Source organism: Dokdonella sp. (assembly GCF_041395345.1).
Taxonomy (GTDB): domain Bacteria; phylum Pseudomonadota; class Gammaproteobacteria; order Xanthomonadales; family Rhodanobacteraceae; genus Dokdonella.
The window spans coordinates 109539-129578 of the sequence record NZ_JAWLAR010000007.1 but is presented as its reverse complement, the minus strand read 5'-3'; the positions used below and the strand labels follow the sequence as shown (position 1 = coordinate 129578).

Annotated in this window: 19 protein-coding genes; 7 read left to right on the top strand and 12 right to left on the bottom strand. The window is 61.0% G+C overall.

The features are described from left to right. Positions 1 to 9 precede the first annotated feature (9 nt). From R3F00_RS08185 to R3F00_RS08160, 6 genes are all read right to left on the bottom strand, one after another. Positions 10 to 1872 carry a DUF1800 domain-containing protein gene (locus R3F00_RS08185; protein ID WP_371281289.1) on the bottom strand — a complete coding sequence of 621 codons (1863 nt, stop codon included), beginning with the start codon at positions 1870 to 1872 and terminating at the stop codon, positions 10 to 12. Positions 1873 to 2071: 199 nt separating this feature from the next. Beyond that, on the bottom strand, positions 2072 to 2404 hold the full coding sequence (locus tag R3F00_RS08180; protein WP_371281288.1) for a TfoX/Sxy family protein: 333 nt from the start codon (positions 2402 to 2404) through the stop codon (positions 2072 to 2074). Between the two features lie 51 nt (positions 2405 to 2455). Continuing rightward, positions 2456 to 3520, bottom strand: coding sequence for a UDP-N-acetylmuramate dehydrogenase (murB, locus tag R3F00_RS08175; RefSeq protein ID WP_371281287.1), 1065 nt, complete (start codon positions 3518 to 3520; stop codon positions 2456 to 2458). Beyond that, a complete protein-coding gene (locus tag R3F00_RS08170; RefSeq protein ID WP_371281286.1) occupies positions 3517 to 4551 on the bottom strand; it encodes a quinone-dependent dihydroorotate dehydrogenase in 1035 nt (344 codons plus the stop codon). The genes murB and R3F00_RS08170 overlap by 4 nt, the downstream gene beginning before the upstream one ends. 3 nt (positions 4552 to 4554) lie before the next feature. Continuing rightward, positions 4555 to 4836, bottom strand: coding sequence for a DUF4190 domain-containing protein (locus R3F00_RS08165; protein ID WP_371281285.1), 282 nt, complete (start codon positions 4834 to 4836; stop codon positions 4555 to 4557). Positions 4837 to 4979: 143 nt separating this feature from the next. After that, positions 4980 to 6512 (bottom strand): aldehyde dehydrogenase family protein, encoded by a 1533-nt coding sequence (locus R3F00_RS08160; protein WP_371281284.1) that lies wholly within the window; start codon positions 6510 to 6512, stop codon positions 4980 to 4982. Positions 6513 to 6891: 379 nt separating this feature from the next. On the opposite strand from R3F00_RS08160, the gene R3F00_RS08155 reads away from it, so the two are divergent. Continuing rightward, entirely contained in the window at positions 6892 to 7533 is a 642-nt protein-coding gene (locus R3F00_RS08155) for a uracil-DNA glycosylase family protein (protein ID WP_371281283.1), read from the top strand. A 59-nt stretch (positions 7534 to 7592) separates the two neighbouring features. Here R3F00_RS08155 and R3F00_RS08150 read toward each other — a convergent pair whose 3' ends face one another. Then, positions 7593 to 7934, bottom strand: coding sequence for a hypothetical protein (locus R3F00_RS08150; protein ID WP_371281282.1), 342 nt, complete (start codon positions 7932 to 7934; stop codon positions 7593 to 7595). Positions 7935 to 8343: 409 nt separating this feature from the next. Here R3F00_RS08150 and R3F00_RS08145 point away from each other — a divergent pair, with 409 nt between their 5' ends. Both R3F00_RS08145 and trmY read left to right on the top strand, forming a co-directional pair. Then, positions 8344 to 8535, top strand: a complete 192-nt coding sequence (locus R3F00_RS08145) for a hypothetical protein (protein ID WP_371281281.1) — start codon at positions 8344 to 8346, stop codon at positions 8533 to 8535. Between the two features lie 268 nt (positions 8536 to 8803). Further along, positions 8804 to 9397, top strand: a complete 594-nt coding sequence (gene trmY / locus R3F00_RS08140; RefSeq protein WP_371281280.1) for a tRNA (pseudouridine(54)-N(1))-methyltransferase TrmY — start codon at positions 8804 to 8806, stop codon at positions 9395 to 9397. A gap of 119 nt (positions 9398 to 9516) precedes the next feature. Here trmY and fabB read toward each other — a convergent pair whose 3' ends face one another. Then, positions 9517 to 10725, bottom strand: coding sequence for a beta-ketoacyl-ACP synthase I (fabB, locus tag R3F00_RS08135; RefSeq protein WP_371281279.1), 1209 nt, complete (start codon positions 10723 to 10725; stop codon positions 9517 to 9519). 1 nt (position 10726) lies between these two features. After that, entirely contained in the window at positions 10727 to 11242 is a 516-nt protein-coding gene (gene fabA, locus R3F00_RS08130) for a 3-hydroxyacyl-[acyl-carrier-protein] dehydratase FabA (protein ID WP_371281278.1), read from the bottom strand. Positions 11243 to 11685: 443 nt separating this feature from the next. Here fabA and R3F00_RS08125 point away from each other — a divergent pair, with 443 nt between their 5' ends. The 4 genes from R3F00_RS08125 to R3F00_RS08110 all read left to right on the top strand — a co-directional run bounded on the left by R3F00_RS08125 (position 11686) and on the right by R3F00_RS08110 (position 17496). Beyond that, the gene (locus tag R3F00_RS08125; RefSeq protein WP_371281277.1) at positions 11686 to 12759 is read left to right on the top strand and encodes a COX15/CtaA family protein; all 1074 of its coding nucleotides are present in this window, start codon (positions 11686 to 11688) and stop codon (positions 12757 to 12759) included. 409 nt (positions 12760 to 13168) lie between these two features. Then, the gene (locus tag R3F00_RS08120) at positions 13169 to 14446 is read left to right on the top strand and encodes a hypothetical protein (protein WP_371281276.1); all 1278 of its coding nucleotides are present in this window, start codon (positions 13169 to 13171) and stop codon (positions 14444 to 14446) included. Positions 14447 to 15102: 656 nt separating this feature from the next. Next, entirely contained in the window at positions 15103 to 15726 is a 624-nt protein-coding gene (locus R3F00_RS08115) for a sulfotransferase family protein (RefSeq protein ID WP_371281275.1), read from the top strand. 36 nt (positions 15727 to 15762) lie between these two features. Beyond that, positions 15763 to 17496: a tetratricopeptide repeat protein gene (locus R3F00_RS08110; RefSeq protein ID WP_371281274.1), complete on the top strand. Its 1734-nt coding sequence runs from the start codon at positions 15763 to 15765 to the stop codon at positions 17494 to 17496. A gap of 21 nt (positions 17497 to 17517) precedes the next feature. On the opposite strand, the gene R3F00_RS08105 is transcribed toward R3F00_RS08110, so the two are convergent. Genes R3F00_RS08105 through R3F00_RS08095 form a run of 3 tightly spaced genes read right to left on the bottom strand, consistent with a single transcriptional unit; the run spans position 17518 to position 19943 of the window. After that, a complete protein-coding gene (locus R3F00_RS08105) occupies positions 17518 to 18159 on the bottom strand; it encodes a glutathione binding-like protein (RefSeq protein ID WP_371281273.1) in 642 nt (213 codons plus the stop codon). A gap of 60 nt (positions 18160 to 18219) precedes the next feature. After that, entirely contained in the window at positions 18220 to 18918 is a 699-nt protein-coding gene (locus R3F00_RS08100) for a DJ-1/PfpI family protein (protein WP_371281272.1), read from the bottom strand. 44 nt (positions 18919 to 18962) lie between these two features. After that, positions 18963 to 19943 (bottom strand): GlxA family transcriptional regulator, encoded by a 981-nt coding sequence (locus tag R3F00_RS08095; RefSeq protein ID WP_371281271.1) that lies wholly within the window; start codon positions 19941 to 19943, stop codon positions 18963 to 18965. Positions 19944 to 20040: the final 97 nt, after the last annotated feature.

The window sequence follows — 20040 nt, the reverse complement described above, 5'->3', positions numbered from 1 at the left end:
CGGTGCTCCTCAGCGGCGCAGGAATTCGGGGCTGCACAGGATCAGGCCGATTGCGGTGCGTAGGCGGGCGATCGTGTAGTGCTGCGAGAGATTGCCGAGATTCCAGGTCCCGGTATTGGCCGGGTGGCCGTTGTCGGTGCCATCGGTGACCAGGTCGAGAACGGCCGAAGCGGCGACGTTCTGGCGCAGGAAATCAACGGCTACGGTATGCGTGGGCTCGGGCCGGTAGCCAAGGATGCGGTCGCACCAGTAGCCGATGATATTGGCTGCGGTGCGCTGGTTGGGCGCAAAAGCGCCGAGTGTCTGAGCGTGGACGTTGATCAGGAACGGATAGGCACCGTTGTAGCTTTCGGTCTGGTGCATCTCGAGAAGGCGGGGCAGCATTTTCAGGGTCATGCCCAGGGTACCGGTGCTTGACCAGGCGATCGGATCATCCGGATAGCCATTCGGCGCAGGCCAGTAGAACAGGCGTTGTCCGGCGGCCTGCAGGCGGCCCATGAATTCCTCGGTGGGCGTGTAGATGCTGCCGTTGTTGTCCGGCACCGGGGTGAAGTCGGCGCCGGTGGACCGCAGGGCGCTGACGGCACTCATGGCGGGACGCTTCATCGCGGTTCCCCAGCCACTCTTGAATTCGGCCGATTGCAGGATCACCTGCAGCACCTGCGCAATCTGGTTGCTGGCCTGCCAGTTCTGCATGAACACCGTTGTCGCACTGTCGACAAGGCCGGTTGACGGCGAGCTGCCGACAAAGCGCTTGCAGATCTTGGTCGCGACATGGCGGGCGGTGCGCGGGTGACGGGCCAGCATGTCAAACAGGTTGATACCGTCGGCCTGACCCTGCGAGGCAGGGAAGTAGCGCGCCAGAATCCGCTTTATGCCCTGGTCGTGTGCACTCGAGTCGTACACGAACTGTCCGAGTGGCACACCGTTGACCGGATCGTAGGGCCAGTTCGCGCCGGATATGGACCAGCCGGTCAGGGCGCGGGCGGTCTCGTAGACGTCATCGTCGACATACTTCAGTCGCTCGAATTCGCCGTCCGGCGCCTGGTAGTTGCCGAGCAGGGCCATGTTGGCCGGGCTGTCGGGATTCTGCACGATCCCGCCGTAGTTCTCCGCACCCATGGTGTGCAGTTCGAACAGCTCGCGCGCGTAATTCTCGTTCGGATGCGCGGCGTCGCTCGAGTAAAGATCGAGCATGTACATCATCGAGGCGGATTCGCCGACAGCCTGCAGCATCGTGCGGAAATTGCCGAACACGTGCGGTCGGATGGCAACCCGGTCGAACTCGGGGAACATCGGGCCGCCGTCGTAATCCCAGCCGAACACGCTGAAATGGTCATGCCAGAAGTCGACCATCACTTCCTTGAGCTGTCGTGCACTGTAGATCTGCCGGATGATGCTCATGCATTCCGCTTCGCGAATCGGCAGCATGCGCAGGTAGTAGTTGTTGGTGATCGAGTGGTGGTCGTTCCAGAGCTGGTTGCCTGTCTTGTTGAGCGTGATGAACCCGCCACTCGCTACACGCGCGTCGCACGCTGAATCCGGAATCGCCGCGGGATTCAGTTGCTGGTTGACCCAGGCAGTCCAGCGCGCGTCGTCGTTGCCGCCCAGCGCGAGAAAATCGACGTGATCCTGGATCGTATAGCCGAAGGTGCAGCGGGTCAGCCAGCGCACCGATTGCGGCGGGAAGCTCAGTGCAGCCGGGCCTTGTGGCAAGTCCTTTGGCAGGATGCCATTGCGACCGGGCCGGCGCCTGGCAAGGCTGACATCGACATCGACATCGACATCGTCAACGCCGGCACTGGAAAACAGGGCGCTGAACAGGCGTCTGCGCGAGGCAACGAAGGCGGCGCTGGCGGGGGCTGCGGCCATGGGACTCACTCCGGATTGTTGCGCTGGGCATTGGCGTGCCAGAGCCAGCGGAATTGACGAACGCACGCAATGCGCGCCGCATGGCATTGAAGCACGTTGGTAGTTGCGTCACTGTGACCCATCTCGCGCTGGAGCGCCCTGGCCGGCGCACGAAACCGGGCCTGCGAGGCAGTCGAAGTCGTTTCAGGCGCAGGCCTCTTCATCGCTTCGGCGGCAGGGAGCGTACAAACGCAAGGCTGCGCTGAATCCAGTCATTCAACGCACCGTCCTCTTCCAGACCGGCCTGATCAACGAAAACGTAGCCGCGCATCGGCTTGCCGGTGAAGTCCATGAGGCGCACATGGGGCCGCGCAAGCGCTGTCTCGTAGTCATCGGGCCCGACCCTCACCATCAGGGCGTCCCTGGCCAGGCCGATGAACATGTGCCCGTCGGCCAGAAAGGCGAGTCCGCCAAACATTCGCTTTTCGGTGATGCCGTGCCGGGGTTCGAGCTGCTCGCGGATTCGCTCGGCGAGCCCGTCATCGATTGCCATGTGTCTTCTCCTTCCGCAATGCGGCCTCGACAGAGGGTGACTCCCGATGTGCTATAGAACGAGTGGCTCGGGCTCCAGCAGAACTTCAAATCGTTCTTGCACTCCATCGCGGACGTGCTCGGCAAGTGCCCAGATCTGGCTGCCGGTGGCCTGACCAAGATTCACCAGGACCAGGGCGTGTTGTTCAGAAACCGCTGCATGTTCCTGCTTCAAGCCCTTGAAACCACAGGATTCTATCATCCAGGCTGCAGACAGCTTGAACTGTCCTTCGCCTGCTTCCCAGGCCGGCAACTGAGGATATCGCTTGCGCAGTTCCGAGACCTTGGACGCCTCTACCATCGGATTCTTGAAGAAGCTGCCCGCATTGCCGATGAGGGCCGGATTCGGGAGCTTGCGGGTGCGGATGCGCGCAATGGCTTCGGCGACGCCGGATGGTGTGGGCGAGTCCATGCCGAGTGCCGCAAGTTCCTCACGCACACCGGCGTAGTCCATCTGCAACGGGCGCCATTTCGGCAATTCGAAGTCCACCGCCGTGATGATGAAGCGATCACGTTGATGCTTGAATACGGAATCGCGGTAGCCGAACCGGCAGTCGGCATTCGACAGCGTCGTGAGACGACTGGAATCGCGATCCCAGGCTTCGACACTCGTGATGAACTCGCGCACTTCGACACCATAGGCGCCGATGTTCTGGATCGGTGCGGCACCGATCGTGCCCGGAATCAGGACCAGGTTTTCCAGCCCGCTGTAGCCGCGTGCCAGCGACCAGTGGACGAAGTTGTTCCAGTTCTCGCCCGCGCCGACGCGCACGCGGACGTTGTGCGAGCCTTCTTCGACCACCGTGATGCCGAGCGCGGCGATTGAAAGAACGACGCCGGGCCAGTCGCGGGTAAACAGGATGTTGCTGCCTTCGCCCAGCACGAGCAGGGGCCGTGTCTTCAACGCGGCGTAGCCAAACAGTTCGGCCAGCGCTTCAGGCCGACGCACGTCGATGAGCAGGTCGGCGCGGGCAGGGACACGAAACGTGTTGCGTCCTTCCAGCGAGGCGTTCTCGACGATCGTGTAGCCGACGCCTTCAGATATCGCCGCGGGTACCTGATAGCGCTTTTCGCTCACGCGGTGGCCCTGCTGCGCAGAGCCCGGATCGCTTCGACGCTGTCGCCTATCAGGGCAGGCCCTTTGTAGACCATGCCCGTGTAGAACTGTACGAGGCTTGCGCCGGCATCAATCTTTGTCGCCGCGTCGCTTCCGATGCAAATTCCGCCGACGCCGATCAGCGGCAGTCGTCCATCGAGCCGGTCGGCCATTCCGCGGAGCACGGCGGTCGATTTTTCGAATACCGGCTTGCCCGAAAGGCCACCCGCTTCGCCGGCATGTCGATGGCCCGCCACCAGTGCCCGCTCCGTGGTCGTATTGGTGCAGATCAGGCCATCGATGGAACTGGCCAGCAGGACTTCGGCTATCGAATCGAGTTCGAGCTCGCTCAGGTCGGGAGCGATCTTGAGCAGGATCGGCGTGCGTTTGCCATGCCTGGATGCGTGCGCTTCGCCAGCTTCGCAAATTCCGCCGATGAGTCGACGCAGCGTCTCTTCTTCCTGCAGGTCGCGCAGGCCCTGGGTATTGGGTGAAGAGATATTGACCGTGATGTAGCCGGCCAGCGCATGGACGCGTTCGAGACAGAAAAGGTAGTCGTCGATCGCGTTCTCGTTCGGGGTGTCCTTGTTCTTGCCGATATTGATGCCGAGGACACCCTTGAAGCGCGAGCGCTCGACATTGGCGACCAGCGCGTCCACGCCACCGTTATTGAATCCGAGGCGATTGATCACGGCCTGGTGTTCAGGCAACCGGAACATGCGTGGCTTCGGATTGCCTGGCTGCGCGCGCGGCGTGGTCGTTCCGACTTCGATAAAGCCGAAACCCAATGCGCCCAGCGCATCGATGTGCGCGGCATTCTTGTCGAGGCCGGCGGCAAGCCCCACGGGGTTATCAAACTTGATGCCAAAGACATTCGTAGGTAAAGCCCTTGGTCGTGTCGCGACGAGCGGATTGAGGCCGGTGCGATAGGCCGTCTCGATGGCCTTCAGCGACAGATCGTGCGCGCGTTCGGCATCCAGGCAGAACAGCAGTGAGCGAGCGAGTCCGTACATGAATCAATGCCATCCGCTGACGCCGAGGCCCAGCATCAGTATGCCGACGAAAATCAGGATGCCGATCAGGAACATGCCGAGCTGCAAGTAGCCAAGTATCAGTCCGGCGATGGCCAGGCCATCGCCCTCTACCGATCCTGCAGGTGCTCGCCGGATTTCGCCGCGTGCAATATGCCCGCAGATGACCGCGATAAGGGCGCCTATGAAGGGCAGGCCTACCCAGCAGATGATGCCTAGAACAAGACTCGTGATGGCGGTGCCGCTGGTTCGAACGGGTTGGTTCATGAAATCCTCCGGAGCCGTAGTCTAACGGTTGCCCGATGCCGGGGGCAGGGCGACGCCCTTGGTCGGACGCGATAGATGAGCAAAAAAAAGAACCGGCCGCCATTGCGACCGGTTCCGTGTTGCGGACTCGCTTGCCTGCTGGATCAGAATTCGAACTTGATGCCCTGGGCCAGCGGCAGCTCATCGGAATAGTTGATCGTGTTGGTCTGGCGGCGCATGTAGACCTTCCAGGCATCCGATCCGGACTCGCGCCCGCCGCCGGTTTCCTTCTCGCCACCGAAGGCGCCACCAATCTCCGCACCCGAGGTGCCGATGTTGACGTTGGCGATGCCGCAATCCGAACCGATCGAGGAGAGATAGCGCTCTGCGTGCTTGACGTTCTGCGTGAAGATCGCCGACGACAGACCCTGTGGTACGTCGTTCTGCATGGCGATGGCTTCATCGAGCGTCTTGAACTTCATTACGTAGAGGATCGGTGCGAAAGTTTCTGTCTGCACGACTTCGTCGTTGTTCCTGAGGCCGGTCACGACGGTCGGCAGGACGAAATTGCCCTTGCCGTCCTTTCGTGTGCCGCCGGTGGCGATGGTGCCGCCAGCCGCCTTCGCCTTCTCGATCGCAGCAAGGAAGTTTTCCACTGCATCCGGGCTGTTGAGCGGACCCATCAGTGTCCTGGCATCGGTCGGGTCACCGATCTTGCCTTCGACCTGCTTGTACGCCTTGACCACCGAAGCGACCACTTCATCGTGGATCGATTCGTGCACGAACAGGCGGCGCGTCGACGTGCAACGCTGGCCGCAGGTGCCGACCGCGCCGAAAACGATGGCCGGCAAGGCCAGTTTCAGATCCGCCGTTTCGTCGACGATCATCGCGTTGTTGCCGCCGAGCTCGAGCAGGCTGCGGCCCATGCGCTGGGCGACACGCTCGCCTACGGCACGGCCGACCTTGGTCGAACCGGTGAAACTGATCAGCGGAATGCGGCGGTCGTCGACAAACGCCTTGGCCAGATCGGTGCCGGCATCGTTGAACAGGAAGAACAGATCCGGGTAACCGGCATCCTTCAAGGCATCGTTGCAGATCTTCAGCGTTGCGATCGAGGTCAGCGGCGTCTTCGGCGACGGCTTCCAGATGCAGATGTCGCCGCAGATCGCGGCAAGCATGGCATTCCAGGCCCATACGGCCACCGGAAAGTTGAACGCGCTGATGATGCCGACGATACCGAGCGGATGCCACTGGTCGTACATGCGATGACCGGGACGCTCGGAGTGCATCGTGTAGCCGTAAAGCATGCGCGACTGACCGACCGCGAAATCGGCGATGTCGATCATTTCCTGCACTTCGCCATCACCTTCCGGCTTGATCTTGCCCATTTCCAGCGAGACCAGTGAGCCCAACGCATCCTTGTGCTTGCGCAAGGCTTCACCGCACAGGCGAACGGCTTCGCCACGCAGTGGCGCCGGTGTCGTGCGCCAGATCTCGAAGGCAGCCTGCGCACGCTTCATGATCAGGTCATAATCGGCCTTGCTCGAAGCATGCACTTCGGCGATCACCTCATTGGTTGCCGGATTGATCGACTGGATCACCCCGGCATCCGTGGTCTTCGACCATTCGCCCTGGCCGAGGTAGGTACCGGAATTGGTCTTGTCGAGGCCGTTGGCCTTGAGAATGTCAATGGACATGGAATCTCCAGAGTTGGGTTGAGCGATGTGCGCGCCGTGCAGTCGCGACAGGATTGGGGTGAAATGGGCATCCTCAAGGGAGCGGGTCCTGACTGGCGGCTGGCGTGCCCGGAACGCGCTATCACTCTCGAAGAAATGATTGGCGCGTAAATCAGGTCGAATCTCATCGATGCAGCCGCACAGTCTATCGGAAACTGGTTCCAACTGAAACCAATTGGGCTTGGTCTGGCGGGACCGGCAGGTTCAGATCGAGGCCAGCCACCGAACCCGGGAAATATTCGTGCGGCATGCGACAGTCCGGCATTTCAAGCGATGCCAGGTGCGATCCAGCCACAGGACACCGGCCTCCGATTCATTCCCCCCTCGAGTCTGATCAGTCATGACCGAAACCCTGCCAATCTCAGTCCCTCCGGCCCCGTGCGAAAGCGAGCGCCTCTCCGAACTGCTGCGAGCGATCCGCGCGTGCCAGCATTGCGCAGTTCATCTCCCACACGGCCCTCGGCCCATCGTTCAAGCCGGAGTCAGGGCTCGCCTGCTGATCATCGGCCAGGCTCCCGGGGCTCGTGTCCATGCCAGCGGCATCCCCTGGGATGACCCCAGCGGCGAACGCCTGCGGAGCTGGCTGGATATCGACAAGGACACTTTCTATAATCCTCAACAAGTCGCCATCGTTCCGATGGGCTATTGCTATCCGGGCAAGGGTCCCAGTGGCGATTTGCCGCCACGCCGGGAATGCGCCGAACTGTGGCTGGATCGCCTGCTCGCCTGCCTCCCGAGCATTGGCCTGACTCTACTCATTGGCCAGTACGCGCAGCGGCATTTCCTCGGCAAGTCCGCCGCAGGCGGAGTCGGCAAGACCGTTGCAGCGCACGCGCAATTCGCACCCGACATCGTCCCACTGCCGCATCCCTCGCCGCGTAATATCGCCTGGTTCCTGCGCAATCCCTGGTTTGACGCCGAGCTGTTGCCGAAATTGCGGAGCAGGGTACAGGCTGCGATTGCTTCAGAGGTGTCGATTTGAAGGGGCGGTCGATAGTCTGGTCTGGACAGCCACAACGTCTGTTCATTCCGATTGCATTGTCATTCTGCCAATAGGCACTCACCTTCAGGCGCCTTGCTATCGAGTTGGTGCAGCACTGCATTCCAATAGTCCAGGCAGTTGCTTTCGATTTGATTGATCACCTCCTTGCGGTCCTCACTGTCGATCTTGAGACGTGGCTTTTGCCGGTACTGGTCGACCAGTGCCTGCAGGCGATCGGCGAGCTCCGGCTTGACCCGCTGCATGCAGGGCAGCACGTTCTCGGCTATCCGACGCACTTCGGCATTGCATGCAGGCGCCTCTGAATAGGTCGTATCGACCAGTGCCTGCAGTGGGAGGTTGTCAACAACCGGACTTGCTGTTGAAGTCGTTGCATGGGTCACGCGGGAAGAGTCGTCAGATTCGGATTGGCTCGAGTTTTCTGTCGCGGACCGGCAAGCGCAGACGCCGAGGAGCATGCCGGTTGCAACAACGCGCAGAAGCATCGAAATTCGAGGGGAGTTGGGGACAAAGCGCATGGACATCATTCCTGGCCTGCTCATGGGTTCGATTCGTGCCGATATTAGGCGGCGAAGTCTGCGGCAAATCGGGCGACATCGATACCTGTGGGCGGGATTTGGCAGCGCTCACGCGGCGGCATGAGAAATGGATGCCGTGCGACAGGAGGCAAGCGCTGGACTTGGGACGGGCAGGGACGTCGTGCAGACCCGCCAGCATCAGCCATGAGACCCGCGAACGAGTCCTTGGCAATCCATCAGCACCAGATTCTTCGGAATGGCGTAGGATTGTTTCATGCCGTTGAAGTCGTTTGATTCCGCAAAGCTACCGCCGTGGAAACGCAAGCCACCGGCTGGAAAGTCGCAGCCCTTGAGCGCCACGCAGAAAGCGGCAGCGCGTGCACGTGCCGAGCAGGCGGGCCGCCGATATCCCAATCTGGTGGACAACATGTGGGCAGCGCGTCACGTTGCTCGCGGTGACGACTGATGGTGCACTATTCTCCGCAACTCCTGTCCGGCTTGGTTCGGCCGTCGTCGTCAAACCTGATTCAAGTCTGATGTGGAGAGCAGGCGGCTCCTGGCAGGCCATTCGACATGCTCAGGACGAACGGGTTTGGCAGGTGGGAGTGTCCTGGGTGAGCCGTAGTGGCCGGCGGGATTGCTCCTTGACTGGCTCGGAGCGGACGGCAGTGGCAGTCTGGATCGTCGTTCGAATGGATAGGGGCAAACGGCACAGGTAGGTAAGAGTTCCCAGCATGCGAACCTTTGTACTGCGAGCGCGAGCCGCACCGACCGACAGCAAGATGCTGCTGGCTTCCGTTGGCAAGGAAGCGCATCCGGAAATTCTGGCCCACACCCTGATGAACGCGATTTTCGTGGCGCAGTCGCATCGGGCGGATGTGGCCGTATTTCTGGTGCTGGAAAGTACACGGGACTATTCCCGAACCATTCACTTCGACGCCAAAGCCATGCACGACATCGGTGGCTTTCACGAGCAGGCGCTGCTTGCCAAGATTGCGAAGGCGCTCGATGTATCCATTGGCATGGGCAAGGAAGAGCTGCGCCCTGTCGAGTCCGGGGTGTCCGTCCGCACCATCAGTTTTGAACGCCTGGTGCAGGAACTGGCGACGGATCATCAACTGTTCGTGATGGACAGGAAAGGCAAGCCAATCGCCGAACAGATCTTCGAGGGCAAGCCTTGCTTCCTGCTGACCGACCACATACCGATGCCGAAGAAGACATTCCACAGCCTGGAGCGACTTGGCGCCACGAAAATCACGCTGGGATCGAAAATGCTGTTCGCCTCGCAATGCGTCGTCCTGATCCACCATGCCCTGGACCAGCAATAGCGCGGCCAGACGAGGCCGATTTTTTGCAGGCCAAGTCGGCAATGGAACAGCAATACCGGTCCAGGACGCGCTATCGGATCTGGGCTGGCCAGTTGAACCGCGCAGGCAAAAGGCGGCCGTCAGACTCGCGCAAAGACCAGGCTCGCATTGGTGCCTCCAAAGCCGAAGCTGTTCGACATCACCGTGTCGAGTCGGGCATGGCGTGTCTCGCGCACGATGGGAAATCCTTCGGCGCGCGGATCGAGCGTGGTGATGTTGGCCGATCCGGCGATGAATCCATCCTTCAGCATGAGCAGGCTGTAGATGGCCTCGTGAACACTGGCAGCTCCGAGCGAGTGGCCGCTCAGCGCCTTGGTCGACGAAAGCGCGGGCACGTCCGCGCCAAATGCTTCGCGCACGGCAGCCAGTTCGATGATGTCGCCCAGTGGTGTCGAGGTGCCGTGGGTGTTGAGGTAATCGATCGGCGCACGCAGCCCTTCAAGGGCCAGGCGCATGCATCGCGTTGCTCCCTCGCCATTCGGAGCGACCATGTCGGCGCCGTCGGAGGTAACGCCATAGCCGACCAGTTCGGCGTGGATCGTGGCGCCCCTGGCCCTGGCATGCTCGTATTCCTCGAGCACGAGGATGCCGCCGCCGCCGGCGATCACGAAACCGTCGCGATCGATATCGTAGGGACGCGAGGCTATTTGTGGCGTTTCATTGAAGCCACAGGACAATGCGCCCATGGCGTCGAACTGCGCCGTCATGCCCCAGTGCACTTCGTCGCCCCCGCCGGCAAACATCACGTCCTGGGCACCATGACGAATGAGATCGGCCGCAGCGCCGATGCAGTGTGCCGAAGTCGCGCAGGCCGCCGCGATCGAATAGCTGAGTCCGAGAATGCCGAATGCCGTGGCCAGGGTTGCCGAAACCGTGGAGCACATCGTGCGCGGCACCATGTAGGGCCCGACCCGGCGCACGCCCTTTTCGCGCAACAACTCACCCGTTTCGATCTGCCACTGGGCGGATCCGCCTCCGGAGCCGGCAATCACGCCGGTGCGCGGGTGGCACACTTTTTCAAGCGCCAGTCCGGCGTCGGCAATGGCGTCGCGCATTGCAATATAAGTGTAGGCAGCGGCGTCGCCCATGAAGCGCTTCAGCTTGCGGTCGATCAGCGCGGTCAGGTCCAGTTGCGGCACGCCGGCGATCTGACTGCGTAGCCCGTGGCTCGACTGTTCGGGTGCAGCCCTGATTCCGCTGATTCCGTCGCGCAATGCCTGAGAGACTTCTCCGACTGCGTTGCCCAGGCAGGAAACGATGCCAGTGCCGGTGACGACTACCCGGCGCATGTCAAAACCCCTCGGTTGACTGGAAGAGGCCTACGCGAAGGTCCCTGGCGACATAGATCTCGCGATCATCGACGAAGGTGTGGCCGTCAGCGATGACCAGGGCCAGCTTGGCTCGCATGACCCGACGAACGTGGATTTCGTAGCGGACCAGTCTTGCTTCAGGCAGCACCTGGCCGGTGAACTTGACCTCACCGACACCGAGCGCGCGACCGCGCCCCGGTTCACCGAGCCAGGGCAGGAAAAACCCGGCCAGCTGCCACATGGCGTCCAGGCCAAGACAGCCAGGCATCACCGGGTCACCGATGAAGTGGCAGTCGAAAAACCAGAGATCAGGCTTGATATCGAGCTCCGCGCAGAGCAGGCCCTTGCCGTATCGACCGCTCGTGTCGTCGACCTGGGTAATGCGGTCGAACATCAGCATCGGTGGTGCCGGGAGGCGCGCATTGCCTTCGCCGAACAGCCCACCGCGTGCGCACACCAGAAGCTGGTCGCGATCGTAGCTACCAAGTCGTGTCATCAAGTTTCCAGGGGAAAAAACAGGCTTGTCTGGTTGAGGATAGTCCGGGTACACCCCGCTGCAGGTCAAGCTGATCCGACCATGCGATGGCGTATGTTGCGTTTGCAGGGAACTGACTGCAGCCATGAATCCGATCCAGGCGGACACGACGATCGGCGTGGATGGAGCAACTGCATGCGAATCCCCGAAATCAGGTATCTCGCAAGACACATCGTTGTGATGTGGCCGAGCAAATCCCTGCAAGAGAGCAGTCGTGCGGCCAAACGACGCAATACCCGGAGGTCGGGCGTCGGTGCAGAATGGCCACCGCTTGTCGGCGTGGCCAGGGCAGTGGCAAGTCGACACGCTAGAATTGTCGTTGTCGCGTACACCGAATTCGGACGATGACTGGATCGGTTACGGTAAGCCTGAGCCATCTCGAGCACTCAGGTATGGAGTAGAAGATGTCGGTCATGGCGCAGCACCCGGATCAGCAAACATTCGATCGCGCGCGCCCGCGCGCAGTCGGTTGGTGGCTGCTGAGCTGTTGCGCCGTGCTGCTGGCTCTGGTCATGGTGGGTGGTGCCACGCGTCTTACCGAGTCGGGCTTGTCCATCGTCGACTGGAAGCCGGTAACCGGCATATTGCCTCCCATTGGCGAATCGGAATGGCAGGCCGAATTCGGCCGCTATCAGGAGAGCCCGCAGTACTCCGCGGTGAACCACGGCATGGACCTGGGCGAATTCAAGACGATCTTCTGGTTCGAGTACGTTCACCGTTTGCTGGCCCGCGTGCTCGGCCTCTGGTTCGCCTTGCCGCTGGCCTGGTTCTGGCTTCGGGGTGCGATACCCGGAAACTTGCGCTGGCCGCTGCTCGGAATACTCGTGCTCGGTGGTGCGCAGGGTTATCTGGGCTGGTACATGGTCAAGAGTGGCCTGGTCGACGTCCCGCGCGTCAGTCCGTATCGACTGGCAGCGCATCTGGGTCTTGCCCTGATCGTTTACGCACTGATGCTGCGGATAGCTCTGGGCTTGCTGCTGGCAAGGACACGGGCAGCCGTCGAAAATGCCGAGAGTGCCTGGCCGGGCGGCATTCTGCTCACCCTGGTGGCCCTGACCATCGTCTTCGGCGCCTTCGTTGCCGGTTTGCGCGCTGGTCTCATGTACAACACCTTTCCGCTCATGGCCGGGCAATGGGTGCCACCCAACCTGCTGGCCCTGCAACCGGCTTGGACCAACTTCTTCGAGAACCCGGTGACGGTGCAATTCGTGCACAGGCTGCTGGCCCTGACCACGCTGGCGACAACCCTGTGGATCTGGTGGCGGCTGCGCGGCAGGGCGCAGGATTGCGCGCAAGCCCGTTCGCGCCATGCCCTCCTGGCCATGGCTCTGCTCCAGGTCACGCTCGGAATCTGCACCCTGCTCTGGTTCGTCCCGGTCTGGCTTGGAACCCTGCATCAGGGCGGGGCGGTTCTCCTGCTCAGCAGTGTGCTGGTGGCCGGCTATTGCTGGACTTCCCGACCCGCACGAAAGATGTAGGCAAGGGGTTGCAGCCTGTCTGCGACAGAAACTTCGCCATCCCTACGCGGAATGCGCGATGAAGGATCCAAAGGAGTGGGCGTTGCGCCGGCGTTGACAAACGCTCCGGTGCAGCCGGTGGTTGATGCGTTCCGAGCCGAAATCGACGCGAGCTCTGTTGTCCTCTCGATTCGGGGCAATCAGGAGCGCCAACCGAGCGCGGATCCGTAGTACAGGAAAATGGAAGCCCGATGTGCAGGGATGCTGCGCTGATGTGATTTCGCGATTTGTCAGGATGATGTCACAAATTGTGATCAGATTGCTTGATATTATTTGGCAAATATGTTGGCGAGTAGCGCCCAAGCTGATAAGGTGCATACACATTCTGGCGGGCACCTAGAGTGGCTCCGCCCTCGGGGAGGAGAACGTCATGCGTCCTATCATGGGCACGGCTCCAGTTTGCGACAGCTTGCAGCTCAGGCACGAAGTGTTCTCGCTGCATTCCGGAAAGCGCGGCTTTGCATCGATCCTCGTGGCATCACTACTGTTCCTGAGCCTGGTTGCAAGCGGCGACTTGCTGGCGGGAACTCCGCCGATAGGGGCGATTGATACCAATCTTGTTCCCAACGCATCATTTCAGGGAGTTTCCGGATCGCCCGGCGGCACCGGCACAGTCAATGGGGACGTCCCTACGCTCTGGAGGGCGTTCTCGCAAGGTACGGGCGTACTCAACCTTGAGCGCCTCGACCTGGCCGCAAACACGTTGTTCCCGGGCAGCCCGCCGACACAGGCGGTCAAGATATCGGTCGCAACGTTTGGCACGGATCAGGCACTTGACAGCATTTTCGGACTGTTCCCGATTCAGCCCGGCCTCAACTACGACGCAAAGGTCTATGCACGAAGTGGCAATGCCGACAATTCGTCGCAGGGTTTCACCATGTCCATTCTTGCCTACGATGCCACCGTCACCTTCACCGGCAACGCTCAGAACGTGGTTGGCAATGCAACTTCCACCTGGACACAGTTCAGCGCCTCGCAGCTTACCGGCGGTGCTCCGGACCGTTTCGGGAAACTGATATTCCGGTTTACTGATGATGCAGGTGAGGATTCCGTCATCCTTGCCTTCCCTGAAGTGCAGGGGCCACCCGCTTCCAATACCGTACCGAACCCGGGCTTTGTTGGAAACAGTGGAGGTATTCAGGGCACGGTAACCGGCACCGTACCTGACAACTGGCGTGCATTTTCCGTCGGTGCAGGAACGATCAACCTGACCACGGTTCCGCTCGCAGCGAATGAACTCTTCAGTGGAAGTCCACCAACCAACGCCATGCGTGTCCAGGTCACCGGTGGTGACGGCAACGAAGGGTTTGATCACGAGTTGGTCCGGGCAGCCTTGCATGCCGGCTATTTCTACCGCGGCGAGGTCTACATGCGCTCCGGAAATGCCGGAATGGCACCGCAGGATGTCTCGATAGGCATGCCGATCTTTGATGCATCGGGCAACTTTACCGGACTTGCGCCAGGAACCATCAACACGACAGTCGGGCCGGAATGGTCTTTATTGGCAAGCAATCAGTTCGGTGCCTCGACGGGCCAAACCACGAATCTGGCATTCCGTCCGGGTACCACCGGAGACAGCGTATTTCTGATCGCAGCGCCGCGCATCGTTGATCCTACTGGTTTGATCTTCACCAGCAGTTTCGACTGATGTCCACCTTTGCGCAGGGTTCGTAAACAGGTTCGATAGCGGTCACTGTGCGATAGGTGCGCCAAGTGTCGAATGCGTTCCCGACGGCGACTTCACTGCGGACAGGTCCATCATTCCAGCAAGACTGACACGGGATCGGGAGTGTCCTCGTTGTCACCCGCGAATCCAGCAGCAGCGGGTGTACCGGAATGGCGATCGCGATATTCGGCTTTTCCCGGCACCTGTCCAGATCCGTCCGTCTCGAACGTCATGCCAGTGGTAGCCCGGGCTGCCTGACGTGCCGGTCAAGGAGACGAACAATGCATTGCCTCTTCGTTCTGTGGACCCATGAAGATGGCCGGGACGCACTCAGTGCTGAAGAGCAGGAGCAGGGTGCAGCAGCGTGTACCGCTTTCAGCGAGGCTTTGGACAAGGCCGGTGCTATCAGTTGCGAGAAGCGTGACAAAAACTGAAGGGCTTCCAGCGAAGAAGCGACATGCCAGCTTTCCGCACATTCGAATACCGTTGCCGATCAGGGCGCGTGTCGTGCGCGTGGGTGCCTGATTTTTTTAACCTCGATGCGAGCGTTGGACTATCATGCAGTTCGTCTTCCGGATCCGGATTTCGGCGACGGTCGTGGATTGACGTGTAGCACAGCCCAGTCGAGGAGAGCTCTGGTGTCTTTGAATGTCATCGGTGTTGGTGTTGGACGTACCGGTACCTATTCGCTGAAGCTTGCGATCAACCAGCTGGGTCTGGGGCCGTGCTTTCACATGGAAGAGGTTCTCAAGAACATGGCGGTACAGGTTCCGCTCTGGTCAGAGGCCCTGCAGGGACGCGCGGACTGGGAAACGATCTACAAGGGCTTTACTGGTGCCGTGGACTGGCCGACTGCCGGCTTCTTCCGCGAGCTGCTCAAGAAATATCCGACAGCGAAATTTGTGCTGACAGAGCGCAGTCCGGAGAGCTGGGCGGACAGTTTCGGATCGACCATCTTCAAGCTGGTTGCGGGCAAGGACAAGGCGCCACCGGAAATGCGAGCCTGGCTCGACATGGCTGAAGCGGTCATCGCCTGGACGGGATTTCCTCCCGATCTGGACAGAGAGGGCTTGATGGAGGCGTTCGTTGCGCACAATAGAGCTGTCAGGGAGTGCATTCCGTCCAATCAGCTGCTCGTGTTCGAGGTCAGGCAGGGCTGGGAACCCCTCTGCGACTTTCTGGGCACGCCAATACCGGCCGAGGAGTTCCCGCGATCCAATGATCGCGGAGAATTCTGGGATCTGGTCAACGCAGGCGCCTGAAGCTGATCGATGCAAACGGAGAAACTGCAGCAATTGATGAGCAAGGCCATCCGGCTCCATAAGGCCGGGGAACTGGAAGCGGCGAAGAACCTCTATGCCAGTATCCTCGGATTTCAGCCCCGGAATCCCGATGCCCTCCACCTGTACGGATTGGCCTGTCACCAGTTGGGCGATCACGCTACGGCGGTAGCGTACATCCGGCAGGCAGTGGATCTGGTTCCCGACCAGCCCGTGCTGCGGAACAACCTCGGCGATGCCCTGCACAAGTCTGGTGATCTGGTCGCTGCAACAGAGCACCTACGAGAGGCCTTGGCGCTGCGTCCGGACTATGCCGGTGCGCACATGAACCTGGGCTCGGTTCTGGCCGATTCGGGTGATCATGATGCCGCGCTAGAGCACACTCGCGAATCCACGAGACTGGATCCCGGGCGCGCCGAGGCCTGGTTCAACCTCGGCATGCAGCTGCTCGATCATGTCGAACTTGAGGAATCCATAGCCTCTTTCCGGAGAGCCCTCGCGCTTCGAGCGGCTTATCCCGCTGCAGCCAATAGCCTGCTCTACGTACTCAATCTCCTGCCCGATGCGGATCCCGTAGAGGTGGCCGACGAGCATCGCCGTGTCGCCTCGGACTTGTTCGGCAACGCTGAAATTCGGTCCAATCGGGCTGATCGTTCGGAAAAAATCCGCATCGGCTATGTCTCGGGTGATTTCTGCGCCCATGCGGTCAACTATTTTTTTGAACCGATCCTGGAACACCATGACAGGACGAAGTTCGAGATCTACTGCTACTCCGATGTGGCGAGACCCGACCGCGTGACGCAGCGCCTTCAATCGCATGCGGATCATTGGCGCGAAATTTCGGGTGCGTCCGATGATGACGTCGCGAAACTGATCCGGTCGGACAGGATCGACGTGTTGTTCGACCTCGCCGGTTATACCGAACACGGGCGACTGGCCGTTTTCTCTCGCAAGCCCGCTCCGGTCCAGGTCAGCTGTCTCGGCTATCCCAATACCACCGGTCTCGGTGCCATGGACTACCGGATCGTGGATCAATTCACGGCACCCGCGGGTGAAGCGATGCCCGGAACCGAATCCCTGCTGCGCTTGCCCGATGCGTTCGCGTGTTTTCGTCCGCCTGGCCATGCGCCTGACGTTCGGGCAGCTCCGCTCGAGAAGAATGGCTTCGTCACGTTTGGCAGTCTGCACAAGCTGGAAAAACTCAATGCCACGGTAGTCGAGGCGTGGGCGAAAATTCTTCTGCAGAATCCGACGGCGCGCCTGCTCATCGCGCGCGACCAGCTCGATGCCTGGCATCAACGCCGGCTGCATGAACGTTTCACCGCGCTGGATGTTGGGCCGGAACGCATCGAAATGGTGCACCTGTCCGATCCGGCACAGAGTTTCTTCGATGTGTTTTCCCGAATCGATGTCCTGCTCGATGTGTTTCCGTGGAGCGGACACACGATCGCCTGCTGCGCGCTCTGGATGGGAGTGCCCGTTGTCACCTTGCGCGGCAATTCCCACGCCGGTCGAATGGTCGGCAGCGTGCTCGCCGGCTTGGGCTTGAACGAATGGATCGCTGCTGATGTGGACGCCTATATCCGCATGGCTGGGGACATTGGCCGTGACCCTGCGCGGATTTCCGAACTGCGCGCCAGCCTGCGCAACCGCATGGAAGCGTCGCCACTTCGCGATGAAGCCGGATTCACGAGGGGGCTGGAGTCGAAGCTTGTATCCCTGCTGGGGCACGGTTTTGCATCATCGATTTGATTTCCCGATGACCACCGGCACTCAGGATGCCTTGCCGGCCCTGTACATGTCCCGTTCCAGGGCGATGGCAGCGCCAACGCATGGGCGCGCCACGACACGTTCACAGTAGGCTGTGAGAGCAGGCCAGGAACCGAGTTCGACACCCGCTGCCTGAATCAGCAGCAGCGCCCAGATCAGATAGGCATCGGCCACGGTGAATCGATTGCAGATCAGGTAGTCGCCGGTCTTGTCGAGTCGGCTTGCGGCGAACGAAAGAGGCAGGACCAGTTGTTCGCGTACCCAGGCCTTGACTGTATCCGGCGTGCCCTTCGCGAAAGTGGGGAACAGGAAACCCTTGTGCAACTCCGTGGCGACGAAGCTCAGCCATTGCTGCAGTTCGTAGCGGGCGGGGTCAAGCGCGGAGGGAGCCAGTCCTGACCCCGGGTTCAGATCTGCGATGACCTGCAGTACGGCCGCGTTTTCGGTAAGGATGCCGCCATCGTCGAGTACCAGCACGGGAACCTTTCCCAACGCCGATATCGCGCTGAGGCTGCCGGCTTCTCCAACGAGTGATTTGTCGCCGAACAATTCGACGCGGTGATAGTTCAGTTCGATGCCTGCCTCAAGCGCGGCAATCCGGCTCGCCAGCGAACACGCCATCGGGAAGAAGTAGAGATCAGCCATGGTATCTCCTGCACGGGCGAAGTTCCTTCGCCGAATCGGACGAAATGGGAAAAGCGTTGCTCAGGCGGCGCGGTCGGGCCATTCCAGGGTCAGGCCGGCGAAAGGCGGGGTCGAGTCGAGCAGATCCCGTGCACTGGTCCTTTCGAAGAAATCCACCGCTTGCTGAGCCGAACGCGGGGCTTCGGCGGGCGAGGTTCCCGAAAGTGGTGGCGCAGGGTAATACTCGATGCCGAACTGGATGGCCTGCGCAATGGACTCGCCACCGATCAACTGGGCAAAGTGGAGTGCAGTGTCGATGCTGGCCGACACGCCTGCGCCGGTCAGGTATTTTCCATCGCGAAGATAGCGTTCGGCCACGAACTCGGCACCGTGGTCGGCCATGCGATGGCGATCACGCCAATTGGTCGTGACCTTGCGCCCCTTCAGCAATCCCGCGCAGGCGAGCAGGGTGACGCCATTGCAGATGCCGATTGTCCAGGTGGACGTGCTGTCGAGGCGACGCAGGCTTTGCAGGAATTCGGGATCCTGCTCAAGGGAACGACCACCCGGTCCACCCGGGACATAGAGGATGTCGGTGCGGGTTGTCTCGTCCAGATCCCGAAAGGCCAGTAGTCCAAGCCGTCGTGTATCGGCAACCACGACGCCGCGCGAAGCGGCGACGAATTCGACGTCGATACCGGGCAGGCGCGCAAGTACTTCGTAGCCGCCAACCGCGTCCAGGGTCGTAAGCCCGTCGAAAATCACGATGGAAAGTTTCATGGAAGGGATTCCGCAAGTTGGAGGGATCAGGTCGCGCGGCGCGATTACGTCTTCAACGGTTGAAAGCGCTGTCGATAGTCACGAGGGGAAACTTTCAGTTCATGCAGGAAATGACGCCGCAAGGTCTCGGTGCTGCCGAGACCGCATTGATCGGCAACGAGTCCAAGGTTTTCGTGACCGTCCTCAAGCAGGCGCCGTGCCGCCTCGAGGCGCAGGCGAAGGATGTAGCGTGCCGGCGTCATGCCCACTTCGCGCCGGAAGCAGCGGGCGAAATGGCGCGGACTCATGTGCGCGTTCTCTGCAAGCCGATCAAGCGACAGGTCGGCGTTAAGATGATCGGCAATATGCGCCTGCACCCGACGCACGGGATCGTGATCGGCCAGTTGCGCGGAGAGTTGCGCGCTGAACTGTCGCTGCGTACCGGGCCGACGCAGGAACAGCACGAGCCAGCGCGCGATGCCAAGGGCGATGTCGCGGCCCAGGTCCGCTTCGACCAGCGCCAGCGCAAGATCGATGCCGGCGGTAGCGCCAGCGGACGTCCACACGTTGCCGTCGCGGGTGTAGATAGGGTCGGCGTCTACTTCGACTTCCGGATAGGTGCGGGCAAGGCGCTTGGCGAAGGCCCAATGTGTCGACGCACGTCGTCCGTCGAGCAGGCCGGCTGCGGCGAGCAGGAAGCTGCCCGTGCAGATCGAGGCCACTCGTTCGCTGTTGCGCGCAAGGCGCTGAACCTGCCGGAGCGTCGCTTGATTTCTGGTCTGCTCCTCGACACCCGTACCGCCGCAGACGATCAAGGTCTGCAGGGGGCCGCGAAGGCGAGCCCAGGTCGTCGTCGGATTCAGCGACATGCCGCTCTCGGTGGCCACGGCCTCTCCATCCGGTGATGCAAGGCTCAGGCGATAGAAGGCGGGGCGTCCCTGCGATGCCAGCCAGCGGTTGGCGCCGGCAAAGACTTCGAACGGGCCACTGACATCAATGCCCTGGCAGCCGGGGAATATCAGGAAGGCAATGTGGCGGGTCTTCATGCAGCCAATCTAGTGCGATACCGGGATGGCTGCAATGACTGAAAACCCACAAAAAAGGACAGCTCAACAGCGGTATTGCGCACTCCGTCATCGCGCC

Excerpts from the sequence above, each read along its gene's own strand:
- R3F00_RS08185 (WP_371281289.1), bottom strand. The coding sequence starts at position 1,872 with ATGGCCGCAGCCCCCGCCAGCGCCGCCTTCGTTGCCTCGCGCAGACGC.
- R3F00_RS08180 (WP_371281288.1), bottom strand. The coding sequence starts at position 2,404 with ATGGCAATCGATGACGGGCTCGCCGAGCGAATCCGCGAGCAGCTCGAA.
- R3F00_RS08170 (WP_371281286.1), bottom strand. The coding sequence starts at position 4,551 with ATGTACGGACTCGCTCGCTCACTGCTGTTCTGCCTGGATGCCGAACGC.
- R3F00_RS08165 (WP_371281285.1), bottom strand. The coding sequence starts at position 4,836 with ATGAACCAACCCGTTCGAACCAGCGGCACCGCCATCACGAGTCTTGTT.
- R3F00_RS08160 (WP_371281284.1), bottom strand. The coding sequence starts at position 6,512 with ATGTCCATTGACATTCTCAAGGCCAACGGCCTCGACAAGACCAATTCC.
- R3F00_RS08155 (WP_371281283.1), top strand. The coding sequence starts at position 6,892 with ATGACCGAAACCCTGCCAATCTCAGTCCCTCCGGCCCCGTGCGAAAGC.
- R3F00_RS08145 (WP_371281281.1), top strand. The coding sequence starts at position 8,344 with ATGCCGTTGAAGTCGTTTGATTCCGCAAAGCTACCGCCGTGGAAACGC.
- trmY (WP_371281280.1), top strand. The coding sequence starts at position 8,804 with ATGCGAACCTTTGTACTGCGAGCGCGAGCCGCACCGACCGACAGCAAG.
- fabB (WP_371281279.1), bottom strand. The coding sequence starts at position 10,725 with ATGCGCCGGGTAGTCGTCACCGGCACTGGCATCGTTTCCTGCCTGGGC.
- fabA (WP_371281278.1), bottom strand. The coding sequence starts at position 11,242 with ATGACACGACTTGGTAGCTACGATCGCGACCAGCTTCTGGTGTGCGCA.
- R3F00_RS08125 (WP_371281277.1), top strand. The coding sequence starts at position 11,686 with ATGTCGGTCATGGCGCAGCACCCGGATCAGCAAACATTCGATCGCGCG.
- R3F00_RS08120 (WP_371281276.1), top strand. The coding sequence starts at position 13,169 with ATGCGTCCTATCATGGGCACGGCTCCAGTTTGCGACAGCTTGCAGCTC.
- R3F00_RS08110 (WP_371281274.1), top strand. The coding sequence starts at position 15,763 with ATGAGCAAGGCCATCCGGCTCCATAAGGCCGGGGAACTGGAAGCGGCG.
- R3F00_RS08105 (WP_371281273.1), bottom strand. The coding sequence starts at position 18,159 with ATGGCTGATCTCTACTTCTTCCCGATGGCGTGTTCGCTGGCGAGCCGG.
- R3F00_RS08100 (WP_371281272.1), bottom strand. The coding sequence starts at position 18,918 with ATGAAACTTTCCATCGTGATTTTCGACGGGCTTACGACCCTGGACGCG.
- R3F00_RS08095 (WP_371281271.1), bottom strand. The coding sequence starts at position 19,943 with ATGAAGACCCGCCACATTGCCTTCCTGATATTCCCCGGCTGCCAGGGC.